This window comes from Bradyrhizobium sp. HKCCYLS20291, from assembly GCF_051167715.1.
Lineage (GTDB): Bacteria > Pseudomonadota > Alphaproteobacteria > Rhizobiales > Xanthobacteraceae > Bradyrhizobium.
On sequence record NZ_JBNPTO010000019.1, the window covers coordinates 1 to 23,330 of the forward strand.

At 66.2% G+C, this 23,330-nt stretch carries 22 protein-coding genes; 14 read left to right on the plus strand and 8 right to left on the minus strand.

Annotation, left to right across the window (positions count from 1 at the left end; translation table 11 throughout):
* Window positions 1-359: 359 nt before the first annotated feature.
* The 11 genes from ACQR07_RS30590 (at window position 360) to ACQR07_RS30640 (ending at window position 10,088) form a co-directional block, all read left to right on the plus strand.
* Window positions 360-1,505: a methyltransferase gene (locus ACQR07_RS30590; RefSeq protein WP_434905794.1), complete on the plus strand. Its 1,146-nt coding sequence runs from the start codon at window positions 360-362 to the stop codon at window positions 1,503-1,505.
* Window positions 1,506-1,595: 90 nt separating this feature from the next.
* A complete protein-coding gene (gene bchC / locus ACQR07_RS30595) occupies window positions 1,596-2,537 on the plus strand; it encodes a chlorophyll synthesis pathway protein BchC (protein WP_434905795.1) in 942 nt (313 codons plus the stop codon).
* Entirely contained in the window at window positions 2,534-3,532 is a 999-nt protein-coding gene (locus ACQR07_RS30600) for a chlorophyllide a reductase iron protein subunit X (protein ID WP_434905796.1), read from the plus strand. The genes bchC and ACQR07_RS30600 overlap by 4 nt, the downstream gene beginning before the upstream one ends.
* Window positions 3,533-3,577: 45 nt before the next feature.
* Window positions 3,578-5,125 carry a chlorophyllide a reductase subunit Y gene (gene bchY, locus ACQR07_RS30605; protein ID WP_434905797.1) on the plus strand — a complete coding sequence of 516 codons (1,548 nt, stop codon included), beginning with the start codon at window positions 3,578-3,580 and terminating at the stop codon, window positions 5,123-5,125.
* The gene (bchZ, locus tag ACQR07_RS30610) at window positions 5,125-6,576 is read left to right on the plus strand and encodes a chlorophyllide a reductase subunit Z (protein ID WP_434905798.1); all 1,452 of its coding nucleotides are present in this window, start codon (window positions 5,125-5,127) and stop codon (window positions 6,574-6,576) included. The genes bchY and bchZ overlap by 1 nt, the downstream gene beginning before the upstream one ends.
* Before the next feature lie 31 nt (window positions 6,577-6,607).
* Window positions 6,608-6,835, plus strand: coding sequence for a hypothetical protein (locus tag ACQR07_RS30615; protein ID WP_434905799.1), 228 nt, complete (start codon window positions 6,608-6,610; stop codon window positions 6,833-6,835).
* A gap of 170 nt (window positions 6,836-7,005) precedes the next feature.
* A complete protein-coding gene (gene pufB / locus ACQR07_RS30620; RefSeq protein ID WP_434905800.1) occupies window positions 7,006-7,233 on the plus strand; it encodes a light-harvesting antenna LH1, beta subunit in 228 nt (75 codons plus the stop codon).
* A gap of 16 nt (window positions 7,234-7,249) precedes the next feature.
* Complete coding sequence (pufA, locus tag ACQR07_RS30625) at window positions 7,250-7,438, plus strand: light-harvesting antenna LH1, alpha subunit (protein ID WP_315725281.1); 189 nt, start codon at window positions 7,250-7,252, stop codon at window positions 7,436-7,438.
* Between the two features lie 141 nt (window positions 7,439-7,579).
* A complete protein-coding gene (gene pufL / locus ACQR07_RS30630) occupies window positions 7,580-8,425 on the plus strand; it encodes a photosynthetic reaction center subunit L (RefSeq protein ID WP_434905801.1) in 846 nt (281 codons plus the stop codon).
* Window positions 8,426-8,443: 18 nt separating this feature from the next.
* The gene (pufM, locus tag ACQR07_RS30635) at window positions 8,444-9,370 is read left to right on the plus strand and encodes a photosynthetic reaction center subunit M (RefSeq protein WP_434905802.1); all 927 of its coding nucleotides are present in this window, start codon (window positions 8,444-8,446) and stop codon (window positions 9,368-9,370) included.
* 34 nt (window positions 9,371-9,404) lie between these two features.
* Window positions 9,405-10,088, plus strand: coding sequence for a heme oxygenase (biliverdin-producing) (locus ACQR07_RS30640; protein WP_434905803.1), 684 nt, complete (start codon window positions 9,405-9,407; stop codon window positions 10,086-10,088).
* A 397-nt stretch (window positions 10,089-10,485) separates the two neighbouring features.
* On the opposite strand, the gene ACQR07_RS30645 is transcribed toward ACQR07_RS30640, so the two are convergent.
* Together ACQR07_RS30645 and ppsR (ACQR07_RS30650) are read right to left on the minus strand one after the other, a co-directional pair.
* Window positions 10,486-12,660, minus strand: a complete 2,175-nt coding sequence (locus tag ACQR07_RS30645; protein WP_434905804.1) for a GAF domain-containing protein — start codon at window positions 12,658-12,660, stop codon at window positions 10,486-10,488.
* Window positions 12,661-14,031 (minus strand): transcriptional regulator PpsR, encoded by a 1,371-nt coding sequence (ppsR, locus tag ACQR07_RS30650; RefSeq protein ID WP_434905805.1) that lies wholly within the window; start codon window positions 14,029-14,031, stop codon window positions 12,661-12,663. It abuts the gene before it with no gap.
* 323 nt (window positions 14,032-14,354) lie between these two features.
* Between ppsR (ACQR07_RS30650) and ACQR07_RS30655 the strand changes: the two genes are divergently transcribed.
* Complete coding sequence (locus ACQR07_RS30655; protein ID WP_434867923.1) at window positions 14,355-14,774, plus strand: c-type cytochrome; 420 nt, start codon at window positions 14,355-14,357, stop codon at window positions 14,772-14,774.
* A 273-nt stretch (window positions 14,775-15,047) separates the two neighbouring features.
* On the opposite strand, the gene ACQR07_RS30660 is transcribed toward ACQR07_RS30655, so the two are convergent.
* The 6 genes from ACQR07_RS30660 to ACQR07_RS30685 form a co-directional block, all read right to left on the minus strand.
* The gene (locus ACQR07_RS30660; RefSeq protein WP_434905874.1) at window positions 15,048-15,311 is read right to left on the minus strand and encodes a hypothetical protein; all 264 of its coding nucleotides are present in this window, start codon (window positions 15,309-15,311) and stop codon (window positions 15,048-15,050) included.
* Between the two features lie 11 nt (window positions 15,312-15,322).
* The gene (locus ACQR07_RS30665; RefSeq protein ID WP_434905806.1) at window positions 15,323-16,534 is read right to left on the minus strand and encodes a geranylgeranyl diphosphate reductase; all 1,212 of its coding nucleotides are present in this window, start codon (window positions 16,532-16,534) and stop codon (window positions 15,323-15,325) included.
* Between the two features lie 4 nt (window positions 16,535-16,538).
* Window positions 16,539-17,873, minus strand: a complete 1,335-nt coding sequence (locus ACQR07_RS30670; protein ID WP_434905807.1) for a BCD family MFS transporter — start codon at window positions 17,871-17,873, stop codon at window positions 16,539-16,541.
* Window positions 17,870-18,808 carry a chlorophyll synthase ChlG gene (gene chlG / locus ACQR07_RS30675; RefSeq protein WP_434905808.1) on the minus strand — a complete coding sequence of 313 codons (939 nt, stop codon included), beginning with the start codon at window positions 18,806-18,808 and terminating at the stop codon, window positions 17,870-17,872. Before chlG ends, ACQR07_RS30670 begins: the two co-directional genes overlap by 4 nt.
* A 16-nt stretch (window positions 18,809-18,824) precedes the next feature.
* A complete protein-coding gene (gene ppsR / locus ACQR07_RS30680; protein WP_434905809.1) occupies window positions 18,825-20,192 on the minus strand; it encodes a transcriptional regulator PpsR in 1,368 nt (455 codons plus the stop codon).
* A 140-nt stretch (window positions 20,193-20,332) separates the two neighbouring features.
* A complete protein-coding gene (locus tag ACQR07_RS30685) occupies window positions 20,333-21,130 on the minus strand; it encodes a cobalamin B12-binding domain-containing protein (protein WP_434905810.1) in 798 nt (265 codons plus the stop codon).
* Between the two features lie 328 nt (window positions 21,131-21,458).
* Here ACQR07_RS30685 and bchF point away from each other — a divergent pair, with 328 nt between their 5' ends.
* Complete coding sequence (bchF, locus tag ACQR07_RS30690; protein ID WP_434905875.1) at window positions 21,459-22,046, plus strand: 2-vinyl bacteriochlorophyllide hydratase; 588 nt, start codon at window positions 21,459-21,461, stop codon at window positions 22,044-22,046.
* Entirely contained in the window at window positions 22,043-23,329 is a 1,287-nt protein-coding gene (locus ACQR07_RS30695; RefSeq protein WP_434905811.1) for a ferredoxin:protochlorophyllide reductase (ATP-dependent) subunit N, read from the plus strand. The genes bchF and ACQR07_RS30695 overlap by 4 nt, the downstream gene beginning before the upstream one ends.
* Window position 23,330 lies beyond the last annotated feature (1 nt).

Consider the following 23,330-nt stretch of genomic DNA (forward strand, 5'->3'; position numbering starts at 1 on the left):
CAGGAGCCACCTTCAGAATCGATTTTTGACCAGATCACAATGCCTTACAGGGCTGGTTCACATGCGATTCCCCTGCCTGGAGGGGGAGGGTCGGCGCGCATGAGCGCAGCGAAATGCGGGCCGGGGTGGGGTGACAGACCATCCGCGCGCACAGTGCTAGTCGTCTCTCGGGCGTCGATACAGGTAAACCCGAGCGCCCTTTCATCCATCAGTACCTATTTCCGGGCCCACCCCACCCCACCGCGCGCTCTGCGCGCGGTGACCCTCCCCCTCCAGGGGAGGGTGGGCAGTTCGACACGTCGGCGCATGGCCGCGTTCGACTCGCGCGTGTCCGCGCCGGTTCTGGAGCTCTGACCGCCATGCCCGCCGCCATCCGCCACGACTCGCCGGCAGCAATCAGCCTAAGTGATCGCTGGCGGGGGTGGCGCGATTCGTTGCTGGCGAGTGCGACGTTCCAGCGCTGGGCGGCGGCGTTTCCGTTGACGCGGCCGATTGCGCGGCGGCGGGCGGCGGAGCTTTTCGACCTGTGCGCCGGCTTTGTCTATTCGCAGACGCTTTCGGCTTGCGTGCAGCTCGATCTGTTCGAGACGTTGCGGCCGGGACCGTGCGAGATCAAGGATCTGGCGTCGCGCGCGGCGATGTCCGAGGCGGCGATGGAGAGCCTTTGCGAGGCGGCTTGCGCGCTGCAACTGCTCGAGCGCCGTGGCCGGGTGCGCTATGGGCTCGGACCGCTCGGCGCGGCGCTGCTCGGCAATCCCGGCATCGCCGCGATGGTCCGGCATCACGCGGCGCTCTATTCGGATCTCGGCGATCCCATCGCGCTGTTGCGCGGCCAGGATCGCGAACGCCGGCTCGCGCATTACTGGCCCTATGCGCTCGATCATGGCAGCGCGCCGCTGTCGCGCGAGAGCGTCGCGCCGTACACCGCGCTGATGGCGGCGTCGCAGCCCATGATCGCCGACGTTGTTCTTGCCGCCTATCCGCTGACGGGTCATCGCTGTCTGCTCGATGTCGGCGGCGGCGACGGCAGTTTCCTGGCGGCGGCCGCGCGGACCGCGCCGCAGTTGCGCATGCAATTGTTCGATCTGCCCGAGGTCGCCGCGATCGCGCAGGAGCGCTTGGCGAAAGCAGGCCTCGCCGATCGCGTCACGATCACCCCCGGCAGTTTCTACGATGACCCGCTGCCGACCGGCGCGGACGTGATCTCTCTGATTCGTGTCGTGCACGATCACGACGACGCGGCGGTGGCGCGGTTGTTCGCGAAGGTCCGCGCCGCATTGCCCGCGCATGGCGTGCTGCTGCTCGGCGAGCCGATGCGTGACGTGGCCGGCGGCAGCGACGGCGTCAGCGCCTATTTCGAAATCTATCTGCGCGCCATGGGTCAAGGACGGCCGCGCAGCGTTGCGCGACTGCGCGAGATGCTCAACGTGGCAGGGTTTTCGCAGGTGCGAGCACTTCGCACGCGCATCCCGTTGATCGCGAGTGTGATTGTCGCGAAAAGCTGACACTCATACTGTAAATATATGTTGACACTCTCTCCAGTCGGACTAACCTGACACCCGTAAGAGAGCGGGCGTCGCCGGGGAGTTTGGGCTATGGACGCGATCGCCGTGGTGCTGGGGAGGCCGAGGGAGTTGTCGCTGCAGCATCTGCAGTTGGCGGATGCCCCGGACTGTCTCACCGTCGACATCGAATGGAGCGCGATCAGCACCGGCACCGAACGGTTGCTGTACGAAGGCCGCATGCCAGCCTTCCCGGGCATGGGCTATCCGCTCGTGCCGGGCTACGAGGCCGTCGGGCGCGTCGCGCACGCGGCACCGCATTCGGGTTTCCGGAAAGGCGAACGCGTGTTCGTGCCGGGCGCGGCGCGCTGCTTCGGCGAGGTCAGGAGCCTGTTCGGTGCTTCCGCTTCGCGCCTCAACGTTCCCCCTCAGCGCGTCGTCGCGATCGATGAGTCCAATGGCGAGCGCGGCGTGCTGCTGGCGCTGGCGGCGACCGCCTATCATGCTCTCTCGATCGGCGGCGATGGCCAGGCCGAATGCGTCGTCGGACATGGCGTGCTCGGTCGGCTGCTGGCGCGGTTGATCATTGCGATGGGCGGCGATCCGCCGGTCGTGTGGGAGAGCAATCCCGAGCGCGCCGCCGGCGCGATGGGCTACCGCGTCATCGATCCGGCCGACGACAGCAAGCGCGACTACCGCCTAATCTTCGATGCCAGCGGCGATGCCGGGCTGCTCGACAGTCTCATTGCGCGCTTGGCTCCTCGGGGCGAGATCATCCTCGCCGGCTTCTACAGCGCGCCGCTGACCTTCTCCTATCCGCCGGCCTTCATGCGCGAGGCGGCGATCCGCGTCGCCGCGGAATGGAAGCACGATGATCTGCTCGCGGTGCGCAACCTGATCGACACCGGCCGGCTGTCGCTGGACGGGCTGATCACGCATCACGCGGAAGCGTCGTCGGCGGGCAGCGCGTACCAGACCGCGTTCGACGATCCGTCATGTCTCAAGATGGTCCTGGACTGGAGAGCTGCCGCATGAACGCCCCGACCAAGATCAGCGCGATGACGGATGCCCTGCGTGCCGAGGCCGCGATCGAGCCGGATGCGCCGGTGACGGCTGCACCGAAGAAGGCGACGCAGATCATCGCGATCTACGGCAAGGGCGGCATCGGCAAGAGCTTCACGCTCGCCAACCTGTCCTACATGATGGCGCAGCAGGGCAAGAAGGTGCTCTTGATCGGCTGCGATCCGAAGAGCGATACGACGTCGCTGCTGTTCGGCGGTCGCGCCTGCCCGACCATCCTGGAGACCTCGTCGAAGAAGAAGCTCGCCGGCGAGGAGGTCAAGATCGGCGACGTCTGCTTCAAGCGCGACGGCGTGTTCGCGATGGAGCTCGGCGGGCCTGAAGTGGGCCGAGGTTGCGGCGGGCGCGGTATCATCCACGGCTTCGAACTGATCGAGAAGCTTGGCTTCCACGATTGGGGTTTCGACTACGTGCTGCTCGATTTCCTCGGCGACGTCGTCTGCGGCGGCTTCGGCCTGCCGATCGCGCGCGACATGTGCCAGAAGGTCATCATCGTCGGCTCCAACGACCTGCAATCGCTGTACGTCGCCAACAATGTCTGTTCGGCGGTGGAGTATTTCCGCAAGCTCGGTGGCAATGTCGGCGTCGCCGGCATCGTCATCAACAAGGACGACGGCACCGGCGAGGCGCACGCCTTCGCCGAGGCGACCGGCATTCCGGTGCTGGCCTCGATTCCAGCCGACGACGACATCCGCCGCAAGAGCGCGAGCTATCAGATCATCGGCCGGCCCGGCACGCCCTGGGCGCCGCTGTTCGAGCATCTCGCCAAGAACGTCGCCGAGGCGCCGCCACAGCATCCGCATCCTCTGACCCATGACGGTCTGCTCGGTCTGTTCAAGGCCTCGGAGACTGGCCGCGACGTGGTGTTGGAGCAGGCGACGCTCGAGGACATGTGCGGCAGCACGGCGGTGATGAAGCCGTCGCTCGAAGTGATCTACGACAATGTGTGATGGGTGCGTGCTGAGCAGCGGAATGTAGTAGCGGAATCTCGTGCAATGAGCGATGCAGTGGTCCATCAGGCGGTGAGCGCGGAGAGCGGCGCGGTCGCAGGCATGCCGGCGCAGCCCGAGGCGCTCGGATGTCACGCCGGCAAGGCCGAGCTCAAGAAGGCCGCCGATGCCGCGGGCAAGAGCGAGGTGCTCCAGCGCTATGCGGCCGATTATCCGATCGGGCCGCACGACCAGCCGCAGAGCATGTGCCCGGCATTCGGCTCGCTGCGCGTCGGCCTGCGCATGCGCCGCACGGCGACCGTGCTGTCCGGTTCGGCCTGCTGCGTCTATGGCCTGACCTTCACCTCGCATTTCTACGGCGCGCGGCGCAGCGTAGGTTACGTCCCGTTCAACTCGGAAACGCTGGTCACCGGAAAGCTGTTCGAGGACATCCGCGAGGCCGTGTTCAAGCTCGCAGACCCCGCGAACTACGACTGCGTCGTCATCATCAATCTCTGTGTCCCCACCGCCTCGGGCGTGCCGCTGCAGATCCTGCCCAAGGAGATCAACGGCGTCCGCGTGATCGGCATCGACGTGCCGGGCTTCGGCGTGCCGACCCATGCCGAGGCCAAGGACGTGCTCGCGGGCGCGATGCTCAACTACGCGCGGCGCGAGGCCGAGCAGGGGCCGGTGCAGGCGCCACGCGCGCCGAAAGGCGACAAGCCGACCATCACCTTGCTCGGTGAAATGTTCCCCGCCGATCCCGTCGGGATCGGCATGCTGCTGGCGCCGCTCGGCCTCGCCGCTGGACCAACGGTGCCGACGCGCGAATGGCGCGAGCTGTATGGTGCGCTCGACTGCGCGGCGGTCGCGGCGATTCATCCGTTCTACACGGCCTCGATCCGCGAGTTCGAGGCGGCGGGCCGGCCGATCATCGGCTCGGCGCCGGTCGGCTGCGATGGCACCGCGGATTGGCTTGAGGCGGTTGGACAAGCTTGCGGCGTCGGCCGCGCGCAGATCGATGCGGCGAAGAACGCGGTGCTGCCGGCGATCCGCGGCGCGCTCGCGGACAAACCGATCCGCGGCCGCATCACGCTCTCGGGCTATGAGGGCTCGGAGCTGTTGGTCGGCCGTCTCCTGGTCGAGAGCGGCGCCGATCTGCGCTATGTCGGCACGGCGTGCCCGCGTACGCGCTGGTCCGAGGTCGACTGCGCCTGGCTCGAACAACGCGGCGTGCGCGTGCAGTATCGCGCCTCGCTGGAGCAGGATCTCGCGGCGGTCGACGAGTTCGCGCCAGATCTCGCCATCGGCACCACGCCGGTCGTGCAGAAGGCCAAGGCGCGCGCGATTCCGTCGCTGTACTTCACCAACCTGATCTCGGCGCGGCCGCTGTTCGGCATCTCCGGTGCTGGCTCGCTGGCCCAGGTCGTCAATGCCGCGATCGGCGGCAAGGCGCGGTTCGACGAGATGCGTGAGTTCTTCGAAGGCGTCGGTGAGGGCGACGCTGCGGGCGTGTGGCAGGGCGCACCTGTCGCGCGTCCTGAGTTCCGCGACAAGTACCGCAAGGCGGTCGCGGCGCAGGCCAAGAAGCGCAAGTCCGAGGAGATGGTGTAATGCTGATCCTCGACCACGATCGCGCCGGCGGCTATTGGGGGGCGGTCTACGCGTTCACCGCGATCAAGGGCCTGCAGGTCATCATCGATGGCCCGGTCGGCTGCGAGAACCTGCCGGTGACCTCGGTGCTGCACTACACCGACGGCCTGCCGCCGCACGAACTGCCGATCGTCGTCACCGGCCTCGGCGAGGACGAACTCGGGCAGAAGGGCACCGAGCAGGCGATGAAGCGCGCCCGCGCCGCGCTCGATCCGGACCTGCCGGCGGTCGTCGTCACCGGCTCGATCGCCGAGATGATCGGCGGCGGTGTCACGCCTGAAGGCTCCAACATCAAGCGCTTCCTGCCGCGCACCATCGACGAGGATCAGTGGCAGAGCGCCAACCGTGCGCTGAGCTGGCTGTGGAGCGAATACGGCTCGCGCAAAATTCCCGAGCGCAAGCCGCGCGCCGAGGGCGAGAAACCTCGCGTGAACATCATCGGGCCGATCTACGGCACCTTCAACATGCCGTCGGATCTCGCCGAGATCCGCCGCCTGGTCGAGGGCATCGGCGCCGAGATCAACATGGTGTTCCCGCTCGGCAGCCACCTCGCCGACGTGCCCAAGCTGGTCAATGCCGACGTCAACATCTGCATGTACCGCGAGTTCGGCCGGCTGCTGTGCGAGACGCTGGAGCGGCCTTACCTGCAGGCGCCGATCGGGCTGCACTCGACGACCAAATTCCTGCGCACGCTGGGCGAGATGCTCGGGCTTGATCCCGAGCCCTTCATCGCCCGCGAGAAGCACACGACCATCAAGCCGGTGTGGGATCTCTGGCGCTCGGTGACGCAGGACTTCTTCGGCACCGCAAGCTTCGGCATCGTCGCCTCGGAAACTTACGCGCGCGGCCTGCGCAATTTCCTGGAGACCGAGCTCGGTCTGCCCTGCAGCTTCGCGATCTCGCGCTGCGCCGGCGCCAAGACCGACAATGACGCGATCCGCAAGCTGATCCACGAGCGGCCGCCGCTGGTGCTGTTCGGCAGCTACAATGAGCGCATGTATGCGGCAGAGGCCGGCAACCGCGCGATCTACATCCCGGCCTCGTTCCCGGGCACGGTGATCCGCCGTCACACCGGCACGCCGTTCATGGGCTATGCCGGCGCGACCTACGTCGTGCAGGAAGTCTGCAACGCGCTGTTCGATGCGCTGTTCAACATCCTGCCGCTCGCCACGCAGCTCGATCAGATCGCGGCGACGCCGGCGCGGCTCGAGCGCGAATTGCCATGGGACGACGGCGCCAAGCTGGCGCTGGATCAGATCATCGAGACCCAGCCGGTGCTGGTGCGGATCTCGGCAGCCAAGCGCCTGCGCGACGCGGCCGAGAGCGGCGCGCGCCAGGCGGGGCTCGACAAGGTGACGGAGGACGTTCTCGCGCAGGCGCGGTCACGGCTCGCAATGGGCCAGGCGGCGTAGGCAAGGGGACGAGGCGGAGAGGGAGAGGACGATGTCGTTATACGAACGCATGGATCGTGACGTCGCGCCGAGATCGCGCGAGCGGATCGACTATCTCCTGGTCTACGCGGTGTGCTTCGTCGTGCTGATGGTCGAGGGCGTGCTGCGCCGGATCGGCTCTCTCATCACCGGCCACCGTCCGGCGCCGCTCGGTGCGATCTTTGGCGAGGCGAGGATCAAGGCCGCGAATTGCGCGACCTCCTCGTTCATGGGGCTGTAGGGCCCCGCAGGTTTTGGGCTTCGGGGTCATGCGTTCAGGCCCCGCGAGTCTTGCAAGGAATTCGTGCGGCTTGCCGCGCGGATGTCATCCCGGCAACGGGATGGCGCTTCGACGCCGCTCATTTCGGTGAGCGGCATCCGGCCGAAAGGCCAACACCAGGAGGTACTACTATGGTGGAACCAAACAAGGGAGGCTCTCTGTCGGGGCTGACCGAAGCGGAGGCTAGGGAATTCCATAGCATCTTCATGACGAGCTTTGTGGTCTTCACGGCGGTTGCGATCGTCGCCCACATTCTCGCCTGGATGTGGCGTCCCTGGCTGCCCGGACCGACTGGCTACAAGGCGGCGATGGATGGGGCAGCTCACTACGCCACTCTCGCGCTCTCCTACCTGACCTGACCGAAAGGAGAAAACTATGTGGCGCTTGTGGTTGTTGTTCGATCCGCGCAGGGTTCTCGTGGCTCTCGGCGTGTTCCTGTTCGGGCTGGCATTGGTGATTCACTTCATCCTGCTCAGCACCAACCGGTTCAACTGGCTGGAGGGACCGCGTGCTGCGAAGACGTCGTCGATCTCAGATCCGGCGACCCCGGTGAAGCTCACCTAAGAGCTTCGCACGACATCAGGGAAGCGGGCGGGCGCCGGCGGCAGACCCCGTCCGCCCGCTTCCCAAAGCTCTCGTCCACCAATTCACGACACGGCGATACGTACGCAGCAAATCGAGCGACGGGCAGCGGAGGCAAGACCGATGGCAATGCTCAGCTTTGAACGAAAATACCGCGTCCGCGGCGGCACCTTGATCGGCGGCGACCTTTTCGATTTCTGGATCGGACCGTTCTACGTCGGCTTCTTCGGCGTAACGACGATCTTCTTCACCTTCGTCGGCGTGGCGTTGATTCTCTACGCCACGGCGCTCGGACCGACGTGGAATCTCTGGCAGATCAGCATCAATCCGCCGGACGCCAAATACGGGTTGTCGTTCGCGCCGCTCACCGAAGGCGGCTTCTGGCAGCTCATCACGGTGTGCGCGCATGGCGCGTTCATCTCGTGGGCGCTGCGCGAGGTTGAGATCTGCCGCAAGCTCGCGATCGGCTATCACGTGCCCTTCGCGTTCTCGTTTGCGATCTTCGCCTATTTTACGCTGGAGGTGATCCGTCCGGTGCTGATGGGCTCGTGGAGCTACGCCTTCCCCTACGGCATCATCACCCATCTCGATTGGGTGTCGAACACCGGCTATCAGTTCGGCAACTTCCACTACAACCCCGCGCACATGATCGCGATCACGTTCTTCTTCACGACGTGTCTCGCGCTCGCACTGCACGGCTCGCTGATCCTGTCGGCCGCCAACCCCGGCAAGGGCCAGGAGATGAAGTCGCCGGAGCATGAGAACACGATGTTCCGTGACCTGCTCGGCTATTCCATCGGCACGCTCGGCATCCACCGCCTCGGCCTGTTCCTGGCGCTGTCGGCGGTGTTCTTCAGCGCCGTGTGCATCGTCATCTCCGGTCCCGCCTGGCTGATGCCCGAGGGCAATGCCTGGTCGGATTGGTGGGACTGGTGGCGCAGGATCCCGATCTGGTCGCCGGTGCAATGAGTTCAAGGAGAGGTCGTCATGGCCCAATACCAGAACATCTTCACGCAGATCCAAGTTCGTAGCGCGATCTATCCGGGCATCCCGATCGAGCCCGGCGTCTGGGAGCGGCTCGGCAAGGGCAGCTTCAACTACTGGCTCGGCAAGCTCGGCGACGCCCAGGTCGGCCCGGTCTATCTCGGCTTCCTCGGCCTCGCCTCACTGATGTGCGGCTTCGCTGCGATCGAGATCATCGGTCTCAACATGCTGGCCTCGGTGAACTGGAGCCCGCAGGAGTTCATCCGCCAGTTCTTCTGGCTGTCATTGCAGCCGCCGGCGCCGGAATACGGCCTGCAGATCTTCCCGCCGCTGCAGGAGGGCGGCTGGTGGCTGATGGCCGGCTTCTTCCTCACGACGTCGATCCTGTTGTGGTGGGCGCGCACCTATCGCCGTGCCCGTGCGCTCGGCCTCGGCACGCATGTGTCGTGGGCGTTCGCGTCGGCGATCTGGCTCTATCTGGTGCTCGGCTTCATCCGGCCGATCTTCATGGGGAGCTGGAGCGAGGCGGTGCCGTTCGGCATCTTCCCGCACCTCGACTGGACCAACAACTTCTCGATCACCCATGGCAACCTGTTCTACAACCCGTTCCACATGCTCTCGATCGCCTTCCTCTACGGGTCGGCGCTGCTGTTCGCGATGCATGGTGCGACGGTGCTGGCGATCAGCCGCTACGGTGGCGAGCGTGAGCTGGAGCAGATCGTCGACCGCGGTACGGCCTTCGAACGCGGTGCGCTGTTCTGGCGCTGGACCATGGGCTTCAATGCGACGGCGGAGTCGATCCATCGCTGGGCCTGGTGGTTCGCCGTGCTTTGCACCTTGACCGGCGGCATCGGTATCCTACTGTCGGGCACCGTCGTCGACAATTGGTTCGAGTGGGGCGTGAAGCACGGGCTGGCACCGCCGCGCTGAAGTCTTGCCGGTGCCGAGTCTTGCAGGTTGAGAGATGTTGGACCGAGTTGATTCTGATCACATCGATAGGGCCGGGCGCAGCGTGCGCCCGGCCAGTCTTTTGGAGGCGATGCGCGAGCGGACCAAGGCGCTCCACGTCACCGCCGAGCGGACCGGTATCGTCGCCGAGCTGTTGCGGGGACGCGGCACGCGAGAGGCCTATGCGCTGCTGCTGCGCAACCTGCTGCCGGTCTACGAGACGCTCGAAGCGGAGCTGCTGCGTCACGCGGCTTCGCCGGTGACCGGCCTCATCGTGCGGCCCGAGCTCAATCGCAGCGCTGCGATCGCGGCTGATCTTGCGCAGCTCGATGCAACCAATCTGCCGCTGCTGCCCGAAACCATCGCCTATGTCGGCGCCATCCGCGAGGCAGGGGGAGGCGAGGGCCATGCGCTGCTGGCGCACGCCTACACGCGCTATCTCGGCGATCTCAGCGGCGGCCAGATCATCAAGAAGATTCTCGCGCGCTCGCTGGAGCTCAGGCCGGAGGCGCTGTCGTTCTATGATTTTCCGGCGATTGCCGACATCCCGCGCTTCAAGGACGCGTATCGCGTTTCGCTGGAGCGGGCAGGCACGCGCATGGCCGAGCATGACGTGGTCATCGAGGAAGCCGCCACGGCGTTTCAGCTGAACATCACGTTGTCGCAAGCGCTGCAGCAGGCAACGGGGCTTGCTGGCTGAGGTGGCCGGTTTCGAGTCTCGTATCGCGCGCATCAGCGACGCGCTTAAGCGCGACAGGCATTCGAGCCGATGTGTTTCCCCGGCGACGTTCGGCTCCCCTCCCCGCAAGAGCAGGGCAATCGCATGTGGAATTTTTCGATTCTTTTCGTGCTTCCAAGGAGCAGTCTGGATTCGAAAATTTCCTCCCGTCGGCCTTCGCGATTCCAATATTTCGTTTGGGCCGCGTTGGAGAGCCATATGCGATTGCCCTGCCCGCAAGAGGGGGAGGGGAGTAGACCGCGGCCGGGGTGAGATATTGGGCTACATCGTCGCTACGTCGTCGACGAGTGAGCTGCATAGTGAAAGCGGCTGGGCCTCGGATTGGTGAACGACGGGACAGCGACCGCGCGTCCTCTCGTCACTCATGGCTCTGCGAGCGGTACCACACCAAGTGCTCGATGATCTCGAGCGTCCGTGCGGTTGAGTTGCGGATGCTCTCGAGCATTTCGGGCATGCTGCCCGCCTGGGCGCCATGTGTCACTTCGAGCGCGGCGAGCTGAGCGTTCTCCACGGTGGATGCGGCAAGTTCCTTGTAGATCAGGCTGGCGCTCTGATCGAGCCGCAGCGTCGGTCGTCTTGCGCCGTCGATCTCCTCCTGGAACCGCGCGCGCGCGGCTTCCGCAGCCTTGCGCTCGGTGAGGTCGGAGAAGATCAGCACGAAGCCGAGCACGCGATCGTAAGGAGCAATCACCGGATCGGCGCGGACCATCAGCGGGCGTCGCGGCGAGGAACCGCCCGTCAGCGTCAGCTCGCCGCGCCAGCTGCGCTTGTTGCGCATGAGATCGTCGAGATTGGCGCGGAATTCCGCCGGCGCCGTGCAGTAGGCACCGAGATCGCGCAGATGCGGGATATGCGGATGCGAGGCGGGCAGCTGCTGCTCGAACGCCTCGTTCATGAGCAGGACGCGGCCTTCGACGTCGGCAATGATCACCGGCTGCTCGGAGCGCAGAACCTGCGCGCTGATCGTGGCGAGCTGGTCCTGCGCGATCACCATGCGCACCGAGCGCAATTGCAGCGCTACGTCGGCAACGGTCTCGCTGATCAGCCGGGCAGAGGCCAGCTCCGCAGCCGACCATGGCTCGGATTTGCCCTCGACGAGCTGGTGCCATTGCGCGAACGAGCGGCGCGGCGACAGATCGGACGGGTCGTCGCCGATGATGACGGCCTTCAGCGGGTCACCACCCCAGGTCACGGTCCGCACCTGCTCCGACCTGAACCACAACAGATATTCGCCGTCGCTCGCCGACAGCGGGGCGGCGATCAGGCCGCTCGCAATCGAGCGGATGTCCATGAAGGCCGGCTCGTTCAGCGTCAGTGCCGCAGTCACCGTCAGCCCTTGCGGACCGGCCTCCGGCGGCGGGCGCTGACGGTCGAGCCAGGCGGCGAGGTCACGGATCCGCTGCGTCGAGGGGACGTCCCCTGCGGTCGTGACCTGACCCTCGAACAGCAGCGCCGCGCCAGTCGCGCCGAGCGGCTGCAGCAGCGATTGCGAGCCGTCGAACAGCGCTGCCTGCCACTCGCCGTCGCGCGACACCGCCTCGACGAGCCGCTGCTCCAGTCGGCGCACGACGAGCTCGGACTGGCTCTGGGCGAAGCTCTCCAGCGCCGCGATCCGGATCGCGCAGGTCTCGGCCAGCGCCTCGCCGGCGGCGCGGATGTCGAACGGCACGAAGCGCGGTTCGTAATGATGGCAGGCGATCAGCCCCCAGAGCCGGCCGCTGACCATCAGCGAGCACACCAGGGTGGCGCCGACACCCATGTTCTGCAGATATTTCTGATGAATCGGCGACATGCTGCGCAGGCAGCTCAGGGACATGTCGAGGTCGCGGCCGTTGAGCGGCGAAATGCGCGGCTGCAGCGGCACCGGCGTGTAGTTCACGTCGACCAGCAGCCGCACGCGGTTGCGCTCGTACAGCCGGCGCGCGATCTGCGGAATGTCGGACGCGGGATAGCGGTTGCCGAGAAACGCCTCGAGCTCGGGCCGCCGCCGTTCCGACAGCACCTCGCCATGGCCCTCCTCGTCGAAGCGGTAGACCATGACACGGTCGTAGCCCGTGATCTCCCTGAAGATCGTCGCCGTCTCGTCGCAGAGACCGACCAGCGACGAAGCCGAGGTGATGCGATGAAACGCGCCGTCCAGGGCGGACGCAACGTTGGTCGTCTTGGTGGCCGGCTCCAGCTCGATGATCAAGCCGCCATTGGAGGGACGATGCACGGTGCAGTCGACCCGCCTTGGCGGCGATCCAATGCTGCATCGCAGGGTCATCGGCGCGAGGTGCAGGGGGCCGTTGAGATGAGGCAGGATCTGCAGCGCCAGGTCGCCGCCGAGATCACGCAGCGGCCGGCCGACGACGGCGTTGGTGTTGAGGAAGGCCGCGGCATTGGCGCTGGCCTGGATGACGATGCAGTCCGGCTCCTTGATCGCCAGCAGGATGCCGTGCGGCTGGATCGAGCCGGCGAGATGGATCTGTTCGCGCTCGCAATCCGCAAGAGTCGCGTGGCCGAAGGCCGGCGTTTTCAGCGGAATGGGCAACTATCTCCCCTTTTCGGTTTCCTCGCCGTTTTCTTCGAGTTGGCTCAGATTATACCGATCGAGCTTGGCGTAAAGGCTCTGGCGGCTGAGACCGAGGATTTCGGCGGCCGACGTCCGGTTCCCGTTCGCGAGCTCGAGAGCGGCGCGGACGTAATGCTGTTCGACGACCTCGACGGTGCTCCTGACCAGATCGCGCAGCGGAGTCTTGCCGACCGATTCGTTCATTGCCGCAAGCGCGGTCCGCAGATTGTCATGCTCCGCCGTCGGCGACAACCTCCGGGAGATGTTCCGCAGCACGAGGCCGATCCGGCGCTGGCCGTCGAGGCCGTGAGCCGCGGCTGAGATCTCGACCTCGGTCTCGGTGCCGAGCTCGCCCTGGATGGTGGTGGACAGCAGCCGGACGGCGCCATGACGCTCGACGTTCGAGATCAGGACCGACAGGTCGGCGCCGGGACGCATCAACCAGCGGCTCAGCTTCTCGCCGATCAGCGCCTCTTTCGTGCCGATCTCGACCAGTTCCAGGAAAGCGCGATTGGCGCGCTTGACGGTGCCGGAGGCATCGATGCTGAGGACGGCATCGGGGAGGTTGTCGATCAGCCCTTCCGGATCGTCGGGCGCGGGGCCGGGCTGCGCAGCCTTGCCGATCGGCGCCATGTGCAGCAGGAACATCGGCGCATTGTCGCTGGTCATCAGCGAGCCCCTGAGCATCCAGGGGGCGGCCTCCTCGCCGACATGGATCACGATGCCGGGCGCCTTGCCCTGGTCGCGGACCCGTCTCAGCATCAGTTCCACCGCTTCGCGGTCCTTCGGCGGAATCTCCTGCAGGAACTCGCGGCCGACCAGATTGTCGCGGCGCCGGTGGGAGCCCGCGAGCGCCGCCACGGCGGTCCGGTTGGCTTCGACGATGCGCAGGTCGGAGACCTTGGTCAGCAGCACGGCCTCGTTGGAGTCCTCGATCACCAGGCGGTAGCGCGTCTCGATTTCGCGCAGTCGCCAATAGTCGCGCTCGATGGTCTGCTGCGCCGAGATCAGCCGCGCCTGCAACTCGGCCACCGCCTGCAGGTTCTTGCCGATCGCCAGCATGCCGGCGCGACCGCCGAGCAATACGGTCGTGAACTCCATCGGGAGTTCCAGGCCGCTCGGGAACCGCTGGGTGATCTGGCGAAACGCGGACAGGCCGGTCCGCTTGGTGTCCTGCATGATGCGTTCGATCTTCTCGCTCGCATCATCGACGATCTCGGACCACGGACGGCCGAGCCATACGTCGACATTCTCAGCTGACATGTTGGGAGACAGCGTGGCCTCACGGATCACGCCGTCCATGTCGAGCAGCAATGTCACGTCGGGTCGTGGACCGTGAAACTCGGCCATCGTCTTGCCACCCGTTGAGACGCTTACAGGATCGCGCGGCCAATCCGTTTGGCGCGCATTTTGAAGGCGTTGCGCCGCATCCCGCTAACGTATTGAGAGTCTTGGAGATGTCGTTAGCCCACGCAGCGCCTTCGGTGTCAAGGTTTATTTCCGAGCATGCAACTTTCGTTGGTGTTCCTATGCCGGTTCCGTGGTCGAAGTGCGACTTAACCGCCCAGTTTGTCGCGCTTGTGAATGACAAGGTCTCATGACACTGCTAGCTGTAAGGGGCAATGACATGCACTAACAAAAGATCGGGAGGACGCAGGATGCTCAGAGCGGGTTTGGTCGCGATGCTGGTCACGGTAACGTCAGCCGGTGCGGCGTTCGCGCTGGATGGAGGCGATGCTACGAAGGGCGAACAGGTCTTCAAGCAGTGCATGACGTGTCACCGCATCGGACCCGACGCCAAGAACGCAGTTGGTCCCGTGCTGACCGGCGTCGTCGGCCGTCCGACCGGGACCTATCCCGGTTTCGCCTATTCCGATCTCAACAAGCATGCGGGCGAGGCCGGCCTGGTCTGGACCGACGACAACATCTTCGAATATCTGGTCGACCCCAGCGCCTTCCTGAAGAAGTACCTGACCGAGAAGGGCAAGGCGGACCAGGCCACCGGCTCGACCAAGATGGTGTTCAAGCTTGCCAACGAGCAGCAGCGCAAGGACGTCATCGCCTATCTGAAGACGTTCTCCGAGAAGAAGTAGAGAGCACTCTCGAGGTCAGCCCCGCTCCCCACCCTCCCCTGGAGGGCCCTGGAGGGGGAGGGTCGGCTCAGATGCGCGAAGCGCATGTGAGCCGGAGTGGGGTGATCTCTCCACCGGTTTCCGCGGCTTCACCCCACCCCGCTCGCCCGCTTCGCGCGCGACCGACCCTCCCCCTCCAGGGAGGGTGAGACTGAGGTCGCGGCGCGTGCCGTCGTGGTCATCGCACTTTGCCAATGAGAGCATGGATGCGTTTTCACGCAATCTTGTCGTGCTCTACCGCCACCGCTGCCTGAGATCAGCCACGTTGGCGACGCCCGACGCGGCGAGGCAACCCGCGAGCCAGAACCACGGTGCGTCCGTCAGCGCGCAACGCAACGCGAGCAGCAGACACGCGCCGGCGAGCAGGTTGGGCAGCAGCGCGCGCGGGCTGATGCCGCGGCGGCGCCGCCGCCAGATCCAAGTGAGAGCGATGAACTCCAGCGCAACGACCAGGAGGATCAGGTCGACCAGATGCGGGCTGTGAAACAGCTCATCCATCACGTGAGCTGCTAGGCCGCTTTTGCGAGACCCGTAAGGTGCGCGATATTCTTGAAGAAGATCCGCACATGCGACAGCGGCTTCGCCCGCACCAGCTCCTTGTTCATGTAGGCGTCCCAGGTCAGCTGCTGCACGTCCTTGTCGCGGCAGATGGCCACGAAGCGCTCGCGGCGGGCATCGTTCGTGTACCAGTAGCGCTGCATCATGCCGAGGATGAAGAACACGCCGCCATGCTTGCGCATGAAGGCCTTTCGCGCCGTGGCGAGCGCAGCGGCATCGCCGGTCTTGAGCGTCAGGGCGACGGCATTCGCCGCCGCACGGCCGCCGGCCATCGCGTAATAGATGCCTTCACCGGACGCAGGTGCGACGACGCCCGACGCGTCGCCGGCGAGCACGACGTCGCGGCCATTGTCCCAGCGCGACAGCGGCTTCAGCGGGATCGGCGCGCCCTCGCGGCGGATGGTCTCGAGATCGTCGAGTGCGGCGGCCTTGCGGAATTGGGCGACCGAGCCGCGCAGCGAGAAGCCCTTGTGGGCGCTGCCCGTGCCGATGCTGGTGGTCGGGCCGTGCGGAAACACCCAGCTGTAGAAATCCGGCGACAGCTGGCCGCGATACACCACGTCGCAGCGCGTGGGGTCAAAGACCGGATGGCTGCGATCCGGCGAGCGGATGATCTCGTGATAGGCGAACACGTAGCGCATCTCGCTGGTCTCGGGGATGCACTGGCGCGCGACCGCCGAGACGGCGCCGTCTGCGCCGATGACGACCCGCGCCCGCACGCTGTCAGCCCGCACGCTGCCGTCATCCATGCGGCGTTCGTAGTGGATCACGGCCACGCCGTCCTTGTCGCGGGTAAGCTCGCTGAACGTCCCGGTACGGCGGATCGCGCCGCCTTGTACTGCCCGCGCCCGCAGCCATTCGTCAAAATGCTCGCGATCGACCATGCCGACGAAGCCGCCGTCGATCGGCATGTCGACGTCCCGGTTGCTCGGCGACACCATCCGCGCGGACGAGATCCTCGCCACCAGCAGATGGTCGGGGATCTCGAACTCGGCGATCAGCCGCGGCGGGATGGCCCCGCCGCACGGCTTGATGCGACCGGCCTTGTCGAGCAGCAGCACATGATGGCCCTGTCGTGCCAGGTCGTTGGCAGCGGTGGCGCCGGCGGGGCCGCCGCCGACTACGACAACATCGAAGGTCTCGGAAGAGGTCGTGAGGGTCATCGCGCTAGGCTCCCTGATTGGCCGGCTGCGCCTGAAGCGTCGATGTCTGCTCGCGGGGGCGCTTGATCCAGATCGCGAGCCAGGCGGAAAGGACGAACAGCGCCGCTTCGGCGGCGAACACTGCCGCATAGGCCGAGGCGGTCGACGGCATGAAATGACGCGCGGCATCGGCCGCCGCCGTGCCGACGAATCCGCCGATGCCGAACGAGATCGCCTGCGACGCGCCCCACAGGCCCATCCGCGTGCCCTCGCGATTGTCGCGGCCTTCGCTCACCATGTTCATCATCGCGCCGATCGCGGCGATGGCGTAGACGCCGTTGGTGATGCCGAGCAGCAGCACCGAGCCGCGCAGCGGCCAGGCCGGGCCGACGGTGGCGGCCGCCACCAGACTCAGCAGCGCCAGCGCCGAGGCGAGGCAGCCGCCGATGATCCAGGGCTGCGGCCGCGTCCGCCAGTCGGCATGCAGGCTCGCCATCGCCGGCATCAGAATCATGCCGATCAGCGCGCCCATGTGCTGGACTGACGAGAGCTGCGTGGTTTGGCCCGGCGTCATGCCGAACACGCTGCCGGCGAACGGCTCCAGGATCAGGTCCTGGGCGCTATAGGCAAGCATCGAGACGAAGATGAAGATCGCGAAGCGCCGTGCCTGGGGCTCCCGGCAGATCTCCCGGAAGTCCTCCATGAAGCCGCCACGCTCGGCCGCGGCGGAGGCTGCCTGCGTCGACAGCTCCGGCTGCTCGATGCCCCACACACCGAGCAGGGTCAGCACCATGGCGATCGCCGAAACGGTGCCCGATACCAGCATGAGCCGCTCGCCGGAAAACGGGTCCAGCGCCTTGCCGGCGACCGCCGTCGTGACGATGAAGCCGGCGATCATCATGATCCAGGCAATCGAGGCGGCAGCGCTGCGCCGCGTCGGCGCGGTGCGCTTGGCGAGCAGCACCAGCAGCGAGGTGCCGGCGGCGCCGACGCCGATGCCGATCATGATAAAGGCGACCACGGCGAGCGCGAGGCCGAGAGCAAGCTGCGTCGCCATCAGCGCGGTGGCGACGGCGGCGAGCAGACCGCCCGCGGCGAGCACGGCCATGCCGCCGACGATCCAGGCGAAGCGGCGGCCGCCGACATCGGAGCCGTGGCCGAGCCAGGGCCTGAGCACCTGCATCGCGTAGTGGATGGCCACCAGGAGTCCTGGGATCATCGCCGGCAGCGCCAGCTCGATCACCATGACGCGGTTGAGCGTCGAGGTGGTCAGCACCACGACCGCGCCGAGCGCGGTCTGCACCAGGCCGAGCCTGACGATGCCGAACCAGGAGAGCGGAGCAGGGGCCGTCGTCGTCATGCCGACATCCCTGCCAGTGCGAATGCCGTCACCAGCATGCCCAGCACATAGAGCAGCACGCCGGTCCCGTTGTACCAGGGCGCGAGCTCGCGTGGCTTCGTCATCAGCCGCCGCATCAGCACCAGCTGGACCGCGATCAGCGCGGCCACGATCATGGCATGCACCGGCCGGCTCCAGGTCACCAGCAGCACGAGCACGCCGACCTGCGCCAGCGCCATCGTGATGCAGGCGAGCCGCGCTGCTCTTTCCGGACCAAGCAGCACCGGCAGCGAGTTGACGCCGCTGACGCGATCGCCGCCGATCGACTTGAAGTCGTTCAGGGTCATGATCCCATGGGCGCCGGCGCTGTACAGCAGCGCGATCGCCAGCACCGGCCAGGATGGCGCCTGCGTGCTCATGATCGCGGCGGCCGTGATCCACGGCAGCCCCTCGTAGCAGAGCCCGACGGCGCTGTTTCCCCACCAGCCGTTCTGCTTCAGCCGGATCGGCGGCGCACTGTAGGCCCAGGCCAGCGCGAGGCCGAGTGCGGCCGCGGCAAAGCCCCAGGTGCCGAGCAGGGTCGCGACGCCGAGCGACAACACGGTCCAGATCAGCGCGATGTAAAGGCCCCAGCGTCCGGGAATCCGGCCCGATGGGATCGGCCGGTCCGGCTCGTTGATCGCATCGACATGGCGGTCGAACCAGTCGTTCACGGCTTGGCTGGTGGCGCACACCATGGGGCCGGCCAGCACGAGGCCTGCGATCACGATCGGCCAGCGCGGCGCCAGCGGCGCACCCGACGACACCACGCCGCAGCCGAACGCCCAGATCGGCGGAAACCAGGTAATCGGCTTCAACAGTTCGAGAACGGCCGAAGGATGAAGCCTCGCAGGAGACCTTGCAGAATTCCTTGTAGGAATCCTTGGGGCGAGCGGGACGGGCGCGATCTCGGTCATTGCAAAACTCTTCCCACTATTCCAACTGGCTGTCTTCCTCGCTCAACTCGGCGAGGCCGTAGCGCCTGAGCTTGACGTAGAGGCTCTGCCGGCTGAGGCCGAGCATCTCCGCGGCGGTGGCACGGTTGTCGCCGGTGAGCTTGAGTGCGGTCTCGATGCACATCCGCTCGATCACGTCGGTGGTCTCGCGCACCAGCTCCTTCAGCGGCACGCGGCCGATCAGCTCGGCGAGCTGCTCGCGCGAGCGCGGAATGAAGGCGTGGTCGCCGCCGTCGCCGGTGATGCGCGGGCCGACATTGCGGATGGTGAAGCCGAGCCGGGCCTGGCCGGGCGCGCCGACCGTGGTGGCGGAGATCTCGACGTCGACCGGCGAGCCATGCTCGCCGCGGACAACGCTGGAGAACAGCTTCAAGGTGCCGTGCTGGCGCAGATTGCTCAGCATCACCGAAAAATCCACCGCCGACTTGCCGATCCAGCGGTCGATCGTCTCGCCGAGGATCTGATGCATGTTCTCGATCTGGGCGAGCTGCAGGAAGGTGGCGTTGGCGTGCAGCAGCCGGCCCTCCATGTCGGTGATGACGAACCCGTCGGGCGCCGATTCGACGAACTGCACCAGCTGGGTGTTGACGTCCGATGCCTTCGGAAGCGCCTGATGCACGGATTGCGGCGAGAAGCGCAGCAGGAATAGCGAGGACGTATCCTGCCGGAAGAAGGTGCCGTCGAGCAGATAGTCCTGGCCGCCGTCGAGCGTGACCTTGGCGCGCTCGATCTTGCCCTGCGAACGGATCGCCAGCGATAACGATTGCGAGACCGCGGTATCGTCGAGCAGCAGCGCGTCGGGAAACAGTTTGCCGATCAGGGTGGCAGCGCCATGATCGAGCAGGGTGGCCGCGGCCGGGTTGGCCTCGACGATGCGGTGGCTGACGGCGTCGATGATCAGCACCGGCTCGGCGGTGATCTGAAACAGGATCCGGTAGCGCGATTCGGCGTTGCGCATGCGCGAGTAGTCGCGCTCGATCGCAACCTGGGCCTCGATCAGCTTCTGCTGGAGGGCTGCGGTGGCGCGCACGTCGCGGCCGACGGCGATGTAGCGGGCTGCCCCCTGGATCGCCACCACCGCGAACAGGATCGGAATGTCCGGCCCGCGTGCGGCCGGATAACGCACCTCGCGCCAGCGCGATACCTTGCGCTGGGAGGCTTCGGCGAGCAGTAGCTCTGGCTTGGTCTGGCTTTCCTCGGACACTGTTGCTTGCCAGGATCGGCCGATCCACTCGTCTGTGTTTCTCAATTCAAGCGGTAGCCCGGCCTGCTGAAAGGCCAGGTCCTGAATGTTGCCGTCGGCGTCGAGCGCGAGCGCAATGTCGGACGCTGCGGCCACCAGCATGGCCGCAACATCCGCATTGAGATCGCCAAGCGACTCTTTCGGAGCTCTGAACGCCCTCACCAACGCCGTTGTCCTCCCAGTCAAGGAGCATTCGCGCGGCAAGTCTCGTTCCAGCATTCATCTTCACTGCACCCTCTTGGCTATCGCCGTTCGGTCAGAAGACTGACGACGTGCCGGGCTTGCGAAGCCTCTCTGCTCAGGTCGGAGACGACACCGTCGCCGCCGACCAGAAGAACGAGTTCAGGCCGTTCAATAAACGCAGGACCGCAGACCAGCACGCCGATGTCCTGGTTGGAGGACTCGCGCCGGACCATCCTTATGTTTGAGGCGAGATCGTCAAGCTTCTTGTCGCTGGTGGCGAAAAACTCGACGACGTTGAACCATTGCGTGCGGAGCGTCTCGACAAAGCCGCGATCCGCAGTATCCGGCTCGATCCAGGTGTCGAAGCCGTCGCGGCGAAAGAATTCGCCCGCCAGCACCAGGCCGAACATCATGTGCCCGATCTCGCGTCGGTCGCCCGGAGCGGTCGTCAGCAGCACGCGCAGGCCCGCCGGCGCGACCGCGAGCTCGGCGCAGAACGCCGGGCTGAAATGACGCAGCAACTGCTGCAACCGCCACAATGCGAGCGTGACGTCGGCGAAGTCGCGCTCGTCGTCGGCCCACAGATGGCGCAGGTGGTTCGCGGTCGGCACCAGCAGATCGAGATAGATCCGCTCCAGCGTCTCGCCGTGATCGCGATGCGCCTGAATGCAGGCGACGGCGCGATCGTCATCCGCCTCCAGCACGAGCTCGGCGAAATCGGCGGCCTCCTGCGCGGACGCCGGGATGGCCGCGGGCACGCGCTCGAGTGTGGAGGCATGCGCCATCACCAGACGCGGAATGATCTCGGCTTCGATCGCTCCGTTGAGCTGAGGATGACGCGTGCTGTGTAAGGCCACGTTGACGCGTGGCGATGCCGGCGAATGAAAGCCGGATGACCCACGCTTCGTCCGGAAGCGTGCTCGCGGAAATCGGGCTGTCTCATTGAGTTCGGTCATAAGCGCCTCCCCTCCATATGAGCGCACGTCACTCGTTGCGTCAATATTATTTGACGTCAATTTTGATTGACACTCTTCCTGCCCAGGTCTAGCGTTTCCCCATCGGGCTCGCACTCGGGGATTTGCGATGCGCCACCTGCGAACTGCACAACGTAGCGTTGACCAGACCGAGTGCGGTGCACCAACAACATCCCTGTGGTTGCCGTTATCGCACCACCCGGAACTGATGTTGTCAAATCATCTTTACACATCGTGTGACGCTCAATTCACGTCCGCCACTGATCCGTCGCTGTGGAGTCAACTCTGCTTCACACCTGAGAAGTCGGCGCGTGCGCCGCGGCAAGCGCTTTACACGGCTGAGGAAAAGCGCAGGCGGGACGCGACGCCGTGGACCCTGGTGCAGGGAATCCTGGCGCCGCTGCAGTTTCTGGTCTTCCTGATCAGTCTCGGATTGGTGGCGCGCTATTTCGCGACGGGCGAGGGACTTTGGCTCGCGACCGCCTCCGTCATCCTCAAGACGGCGCTGCTCTACACCATCATGATCACCGGCTCGATCTGGGAACGGGTCGTGTTCGGGCGCTATCTGTTTGCACCGGCCTTCTTCTGGGAGGACGTGTTCTCGATGCTGGTGATCGCGCTGCATACGGCCTATCTCGCGGCGATCATCGGACACATCGGCTCGGCACAGCAGCAGATGCTGCTGGTGCTTGCCGCCTACGCCGCCTACGCGATCAACGCCACGCAGTTCCTGCTCAAGCTGCGCGCGGCGCGGCTGCAGGAGCAGGCCGCCGTCGCCAGCGTGGAGCGTGCGTCATGAATGTCCACGCCCAAGCCTGCACGACTGCCCCGGCCTTGTCGTCCGACGGCGTGCTGCGCGAACGCGGCCAGCGCGAGGTGTTCTGCGGCCTCACCGGCATCGTCTGGCTGCACCGGAAAATCCAGGACGCGTTCTTCCTCGTCGTCGGCTCGCGCACCTGCGCGCATCTGATCCAGTCGGCTGCCGGCGTGATGATCTTCGCCGAGCCGCGCTTCGCCACCGCGATCATGGAGGAGCGCGATCTCGCCGGCCTCGTCGATGCCAATGACGAGCTCGACCGCATCGTCGCGCAGCTTCTGGCGCGGCGTCCCGACATCAAGCTGCTGTTCCTGGTCGGCTCCTGTCCGTCGGAGGTCATTAAGCTGGATCTGTCGCGCGCGGCGCTCAGGCTGTCGCAGCGCTTCTCGCCCGGCGTGCGCGTGCTCAACTATTCCGGCAGCGGCATCGAGACGACGTTCACGCAGGGCGAGGATGCCTGCCTTGCCGCGCTGGTGCCGGTGTTGCCGACAGCGGATCGCGCGGCGCGGCCGTCGCTGCTGGTGGTCGGCGCGCTCGCCGATGTGGTCGAGGACCAGTTCAAGCGCACGTTCGCGGCGCTCGGCATCGACCAGGTCGCGTTCCTGCCGCCGCGCCGCTCATCGGAGCTGCCGGCGATCGGCCCGGAGACACGCGTGCTGCTGGCGCAGCCGTTCCTCGGCGACACTGCGCGCGCGCTCGAGGAACGTGGCTGCCGGCGTATCGCTGCGCCATTCCCGCTCGGTGGCGAGGGCACCGCGTTGTGGCTCGCGGCGGCGGCCGATGCCTTCGGCGTGTCGCGCAGCCATGTCGAGCGCACGCTCGCGCCGCTGAAGCAGCGTGCGGAGAAGGCGCTGGCGCGCTACCGCGCGCAGCTCGCCGGCAAGCGCGTCTTCTTGTTCCCGGATTCGCAGATCGAGATCCCGCTGGCGCGTTTCCTTGCCCGCGAGATCGGCATGGAGCTGGTCGAGGTCGGCACGCCCTATCTGCATCGCGATCATCTTGCCTCCGAACTCGCGCTGCTGCCCGCGGGCACGCAGCTCAGCGAAGGCCAGGACGTCGAGCGCCAGCTCGACCGCTGCCGCGAGGCACGTCCCGATCTCGTCGTCTGCGGGCTCGGCCTCGCCAATCCGCTCGAGGCCGAAGGCCTGACCACGAAGTGGTCGATCGAGCTGATCTTCACGCCGATCCAGGGTTTCGAGCAGGCCGGCGATCTCGCCGAGCTGTTCGCGCGGCCCCTGCTGCGGCAAACGCGACTGGCGGTGTAAG

Excerpts from the sequence above, each read along its gene's own strand:
- ppsR (WP_434905805.1), bottom strand. The coding sequence starts at position 14,031 with ATGGCCGAGTTTCACGGTCCACGACCCGACGTGACATTGCTGCTCGAC.
- pufM (WP_434905802.1), top strand. The coding sequence starts at position 8,444 with ATGGCCCAATACCAGAACATCTTCACGCAGATCCAAGTTCGTAGCGCG.
- chlG (WP_434905808.1), bottom strand. The coding sequence starts at position 18,808 with ATGACCGAGATCGCGCCCGTCCCGCTCGCCCCAAGGATTCCTACAAGG.
- ACQR07_RS30695 (WP_434905811.1), top strand. The coding sequence starts at position 22,043 with ATGAATGTCCACGCCCAAGCCTGCACGACTGCCCCGGCCTTGTCGTCC.
- pufL (WP_434905801.1), top strand. The coding sequence starts at position 7,580 with ATGGCAATGCTCAGCTTTGAACGAAAATACCGCGTCCGCGGCGGCACC.
- pufB (WP_434905800.1), top strand. The coding sequence starts at position 7,006 with ATGGTGGAACCAAACAAGGGAGGCTCTCTGTCGGGGCTGACCGAAGCG.
- ACQR07_RS30600 (WP_434905796.1), top strand. The coding sequence starts at position 2,534 with ATGAACGCCCCGACCAAGATCAGCGCGATGACGGATGCCCTGCGTGCC.
- bchY (WP_434905797.1), top strand. The coding sequence starts at position 3,578 with ATGAGCGATGCAGTGGTCCATCAGGCGGTGAGCGCGGAGAGCGGCGCG.
- ACQR07_RS30640 (WP_434905803.1), top strand. The coding sequence starts at position 9,405 with ATGTTGGACCGAGTTGATTCTGATCACATCGATAGGGCCGGGCGCAGC.
- ACQR07_RS30615 (WP_434905799.1), top strand. The coding sequence starts at position 6,608 with ATGTCGTTATACGAACGCATGGATCGTGACGTCGCGCCGAGATCGCGC.
- bchC (WP_434905795.1), top strand. The coding sequence starts at position 1,596 with ATGGACGCGATCGCCGTGGTGCTGGGGAGGCCGAGGGAGTTGTCGCTG.
- pufA (WP_315725281.1), top strand. The coding sequence starts at position 7,250 with ATGTGGCGCTTGTGGTTGTTGTTCGATCCGCGCAGGGTTCTCGTGGCT.
- ACQR07_RS30665 (WP_434905806.1), bottom strand. The coding sequence starts at position 16,534 with ATGACCCTCACGACCTCTTCCGAGACCTTCGATGTTGTCGTAGTCGGC.
- ACQR07_RS30670 (WP_434905807.1), bottom strand. The coding sequence starts at position 17,873 with ATGACGACGACGGCCCCTGCTCCGCTCTCCTGGTTCGGCATCGTCAGG.
- ACQR07_RS30590 (WP_434905794.1), top strand. The coding sequence starts at position 360 with ATGCCCGCCGCCATCCGCCACGACTCGCCGGCAGCAATCAGCCTAAGT.
- bchZ (WP_434905798.1), top strand. The coding sequence starts at position 5,125 with ATGCTGATCCTCGACCACGATCGCGCCGGCGGCTATTGGGGGGCGGTC.
- ppsR (WP_434905809.1), bottom strand. The coding sequence starts at position 20,192 with ATGCTGGTGGCCGCAGCGTCCGACATTGCGCTCGCGCTCGACGCCGAC.
- ACQR07_RS30660 (WP_434905874.1), bottom strand. The coding sequence starts at position 15,311 with ATGGATGAGCTGTTTCACAGCCCGCATCTGGTCGACCTGATCCTCCTG.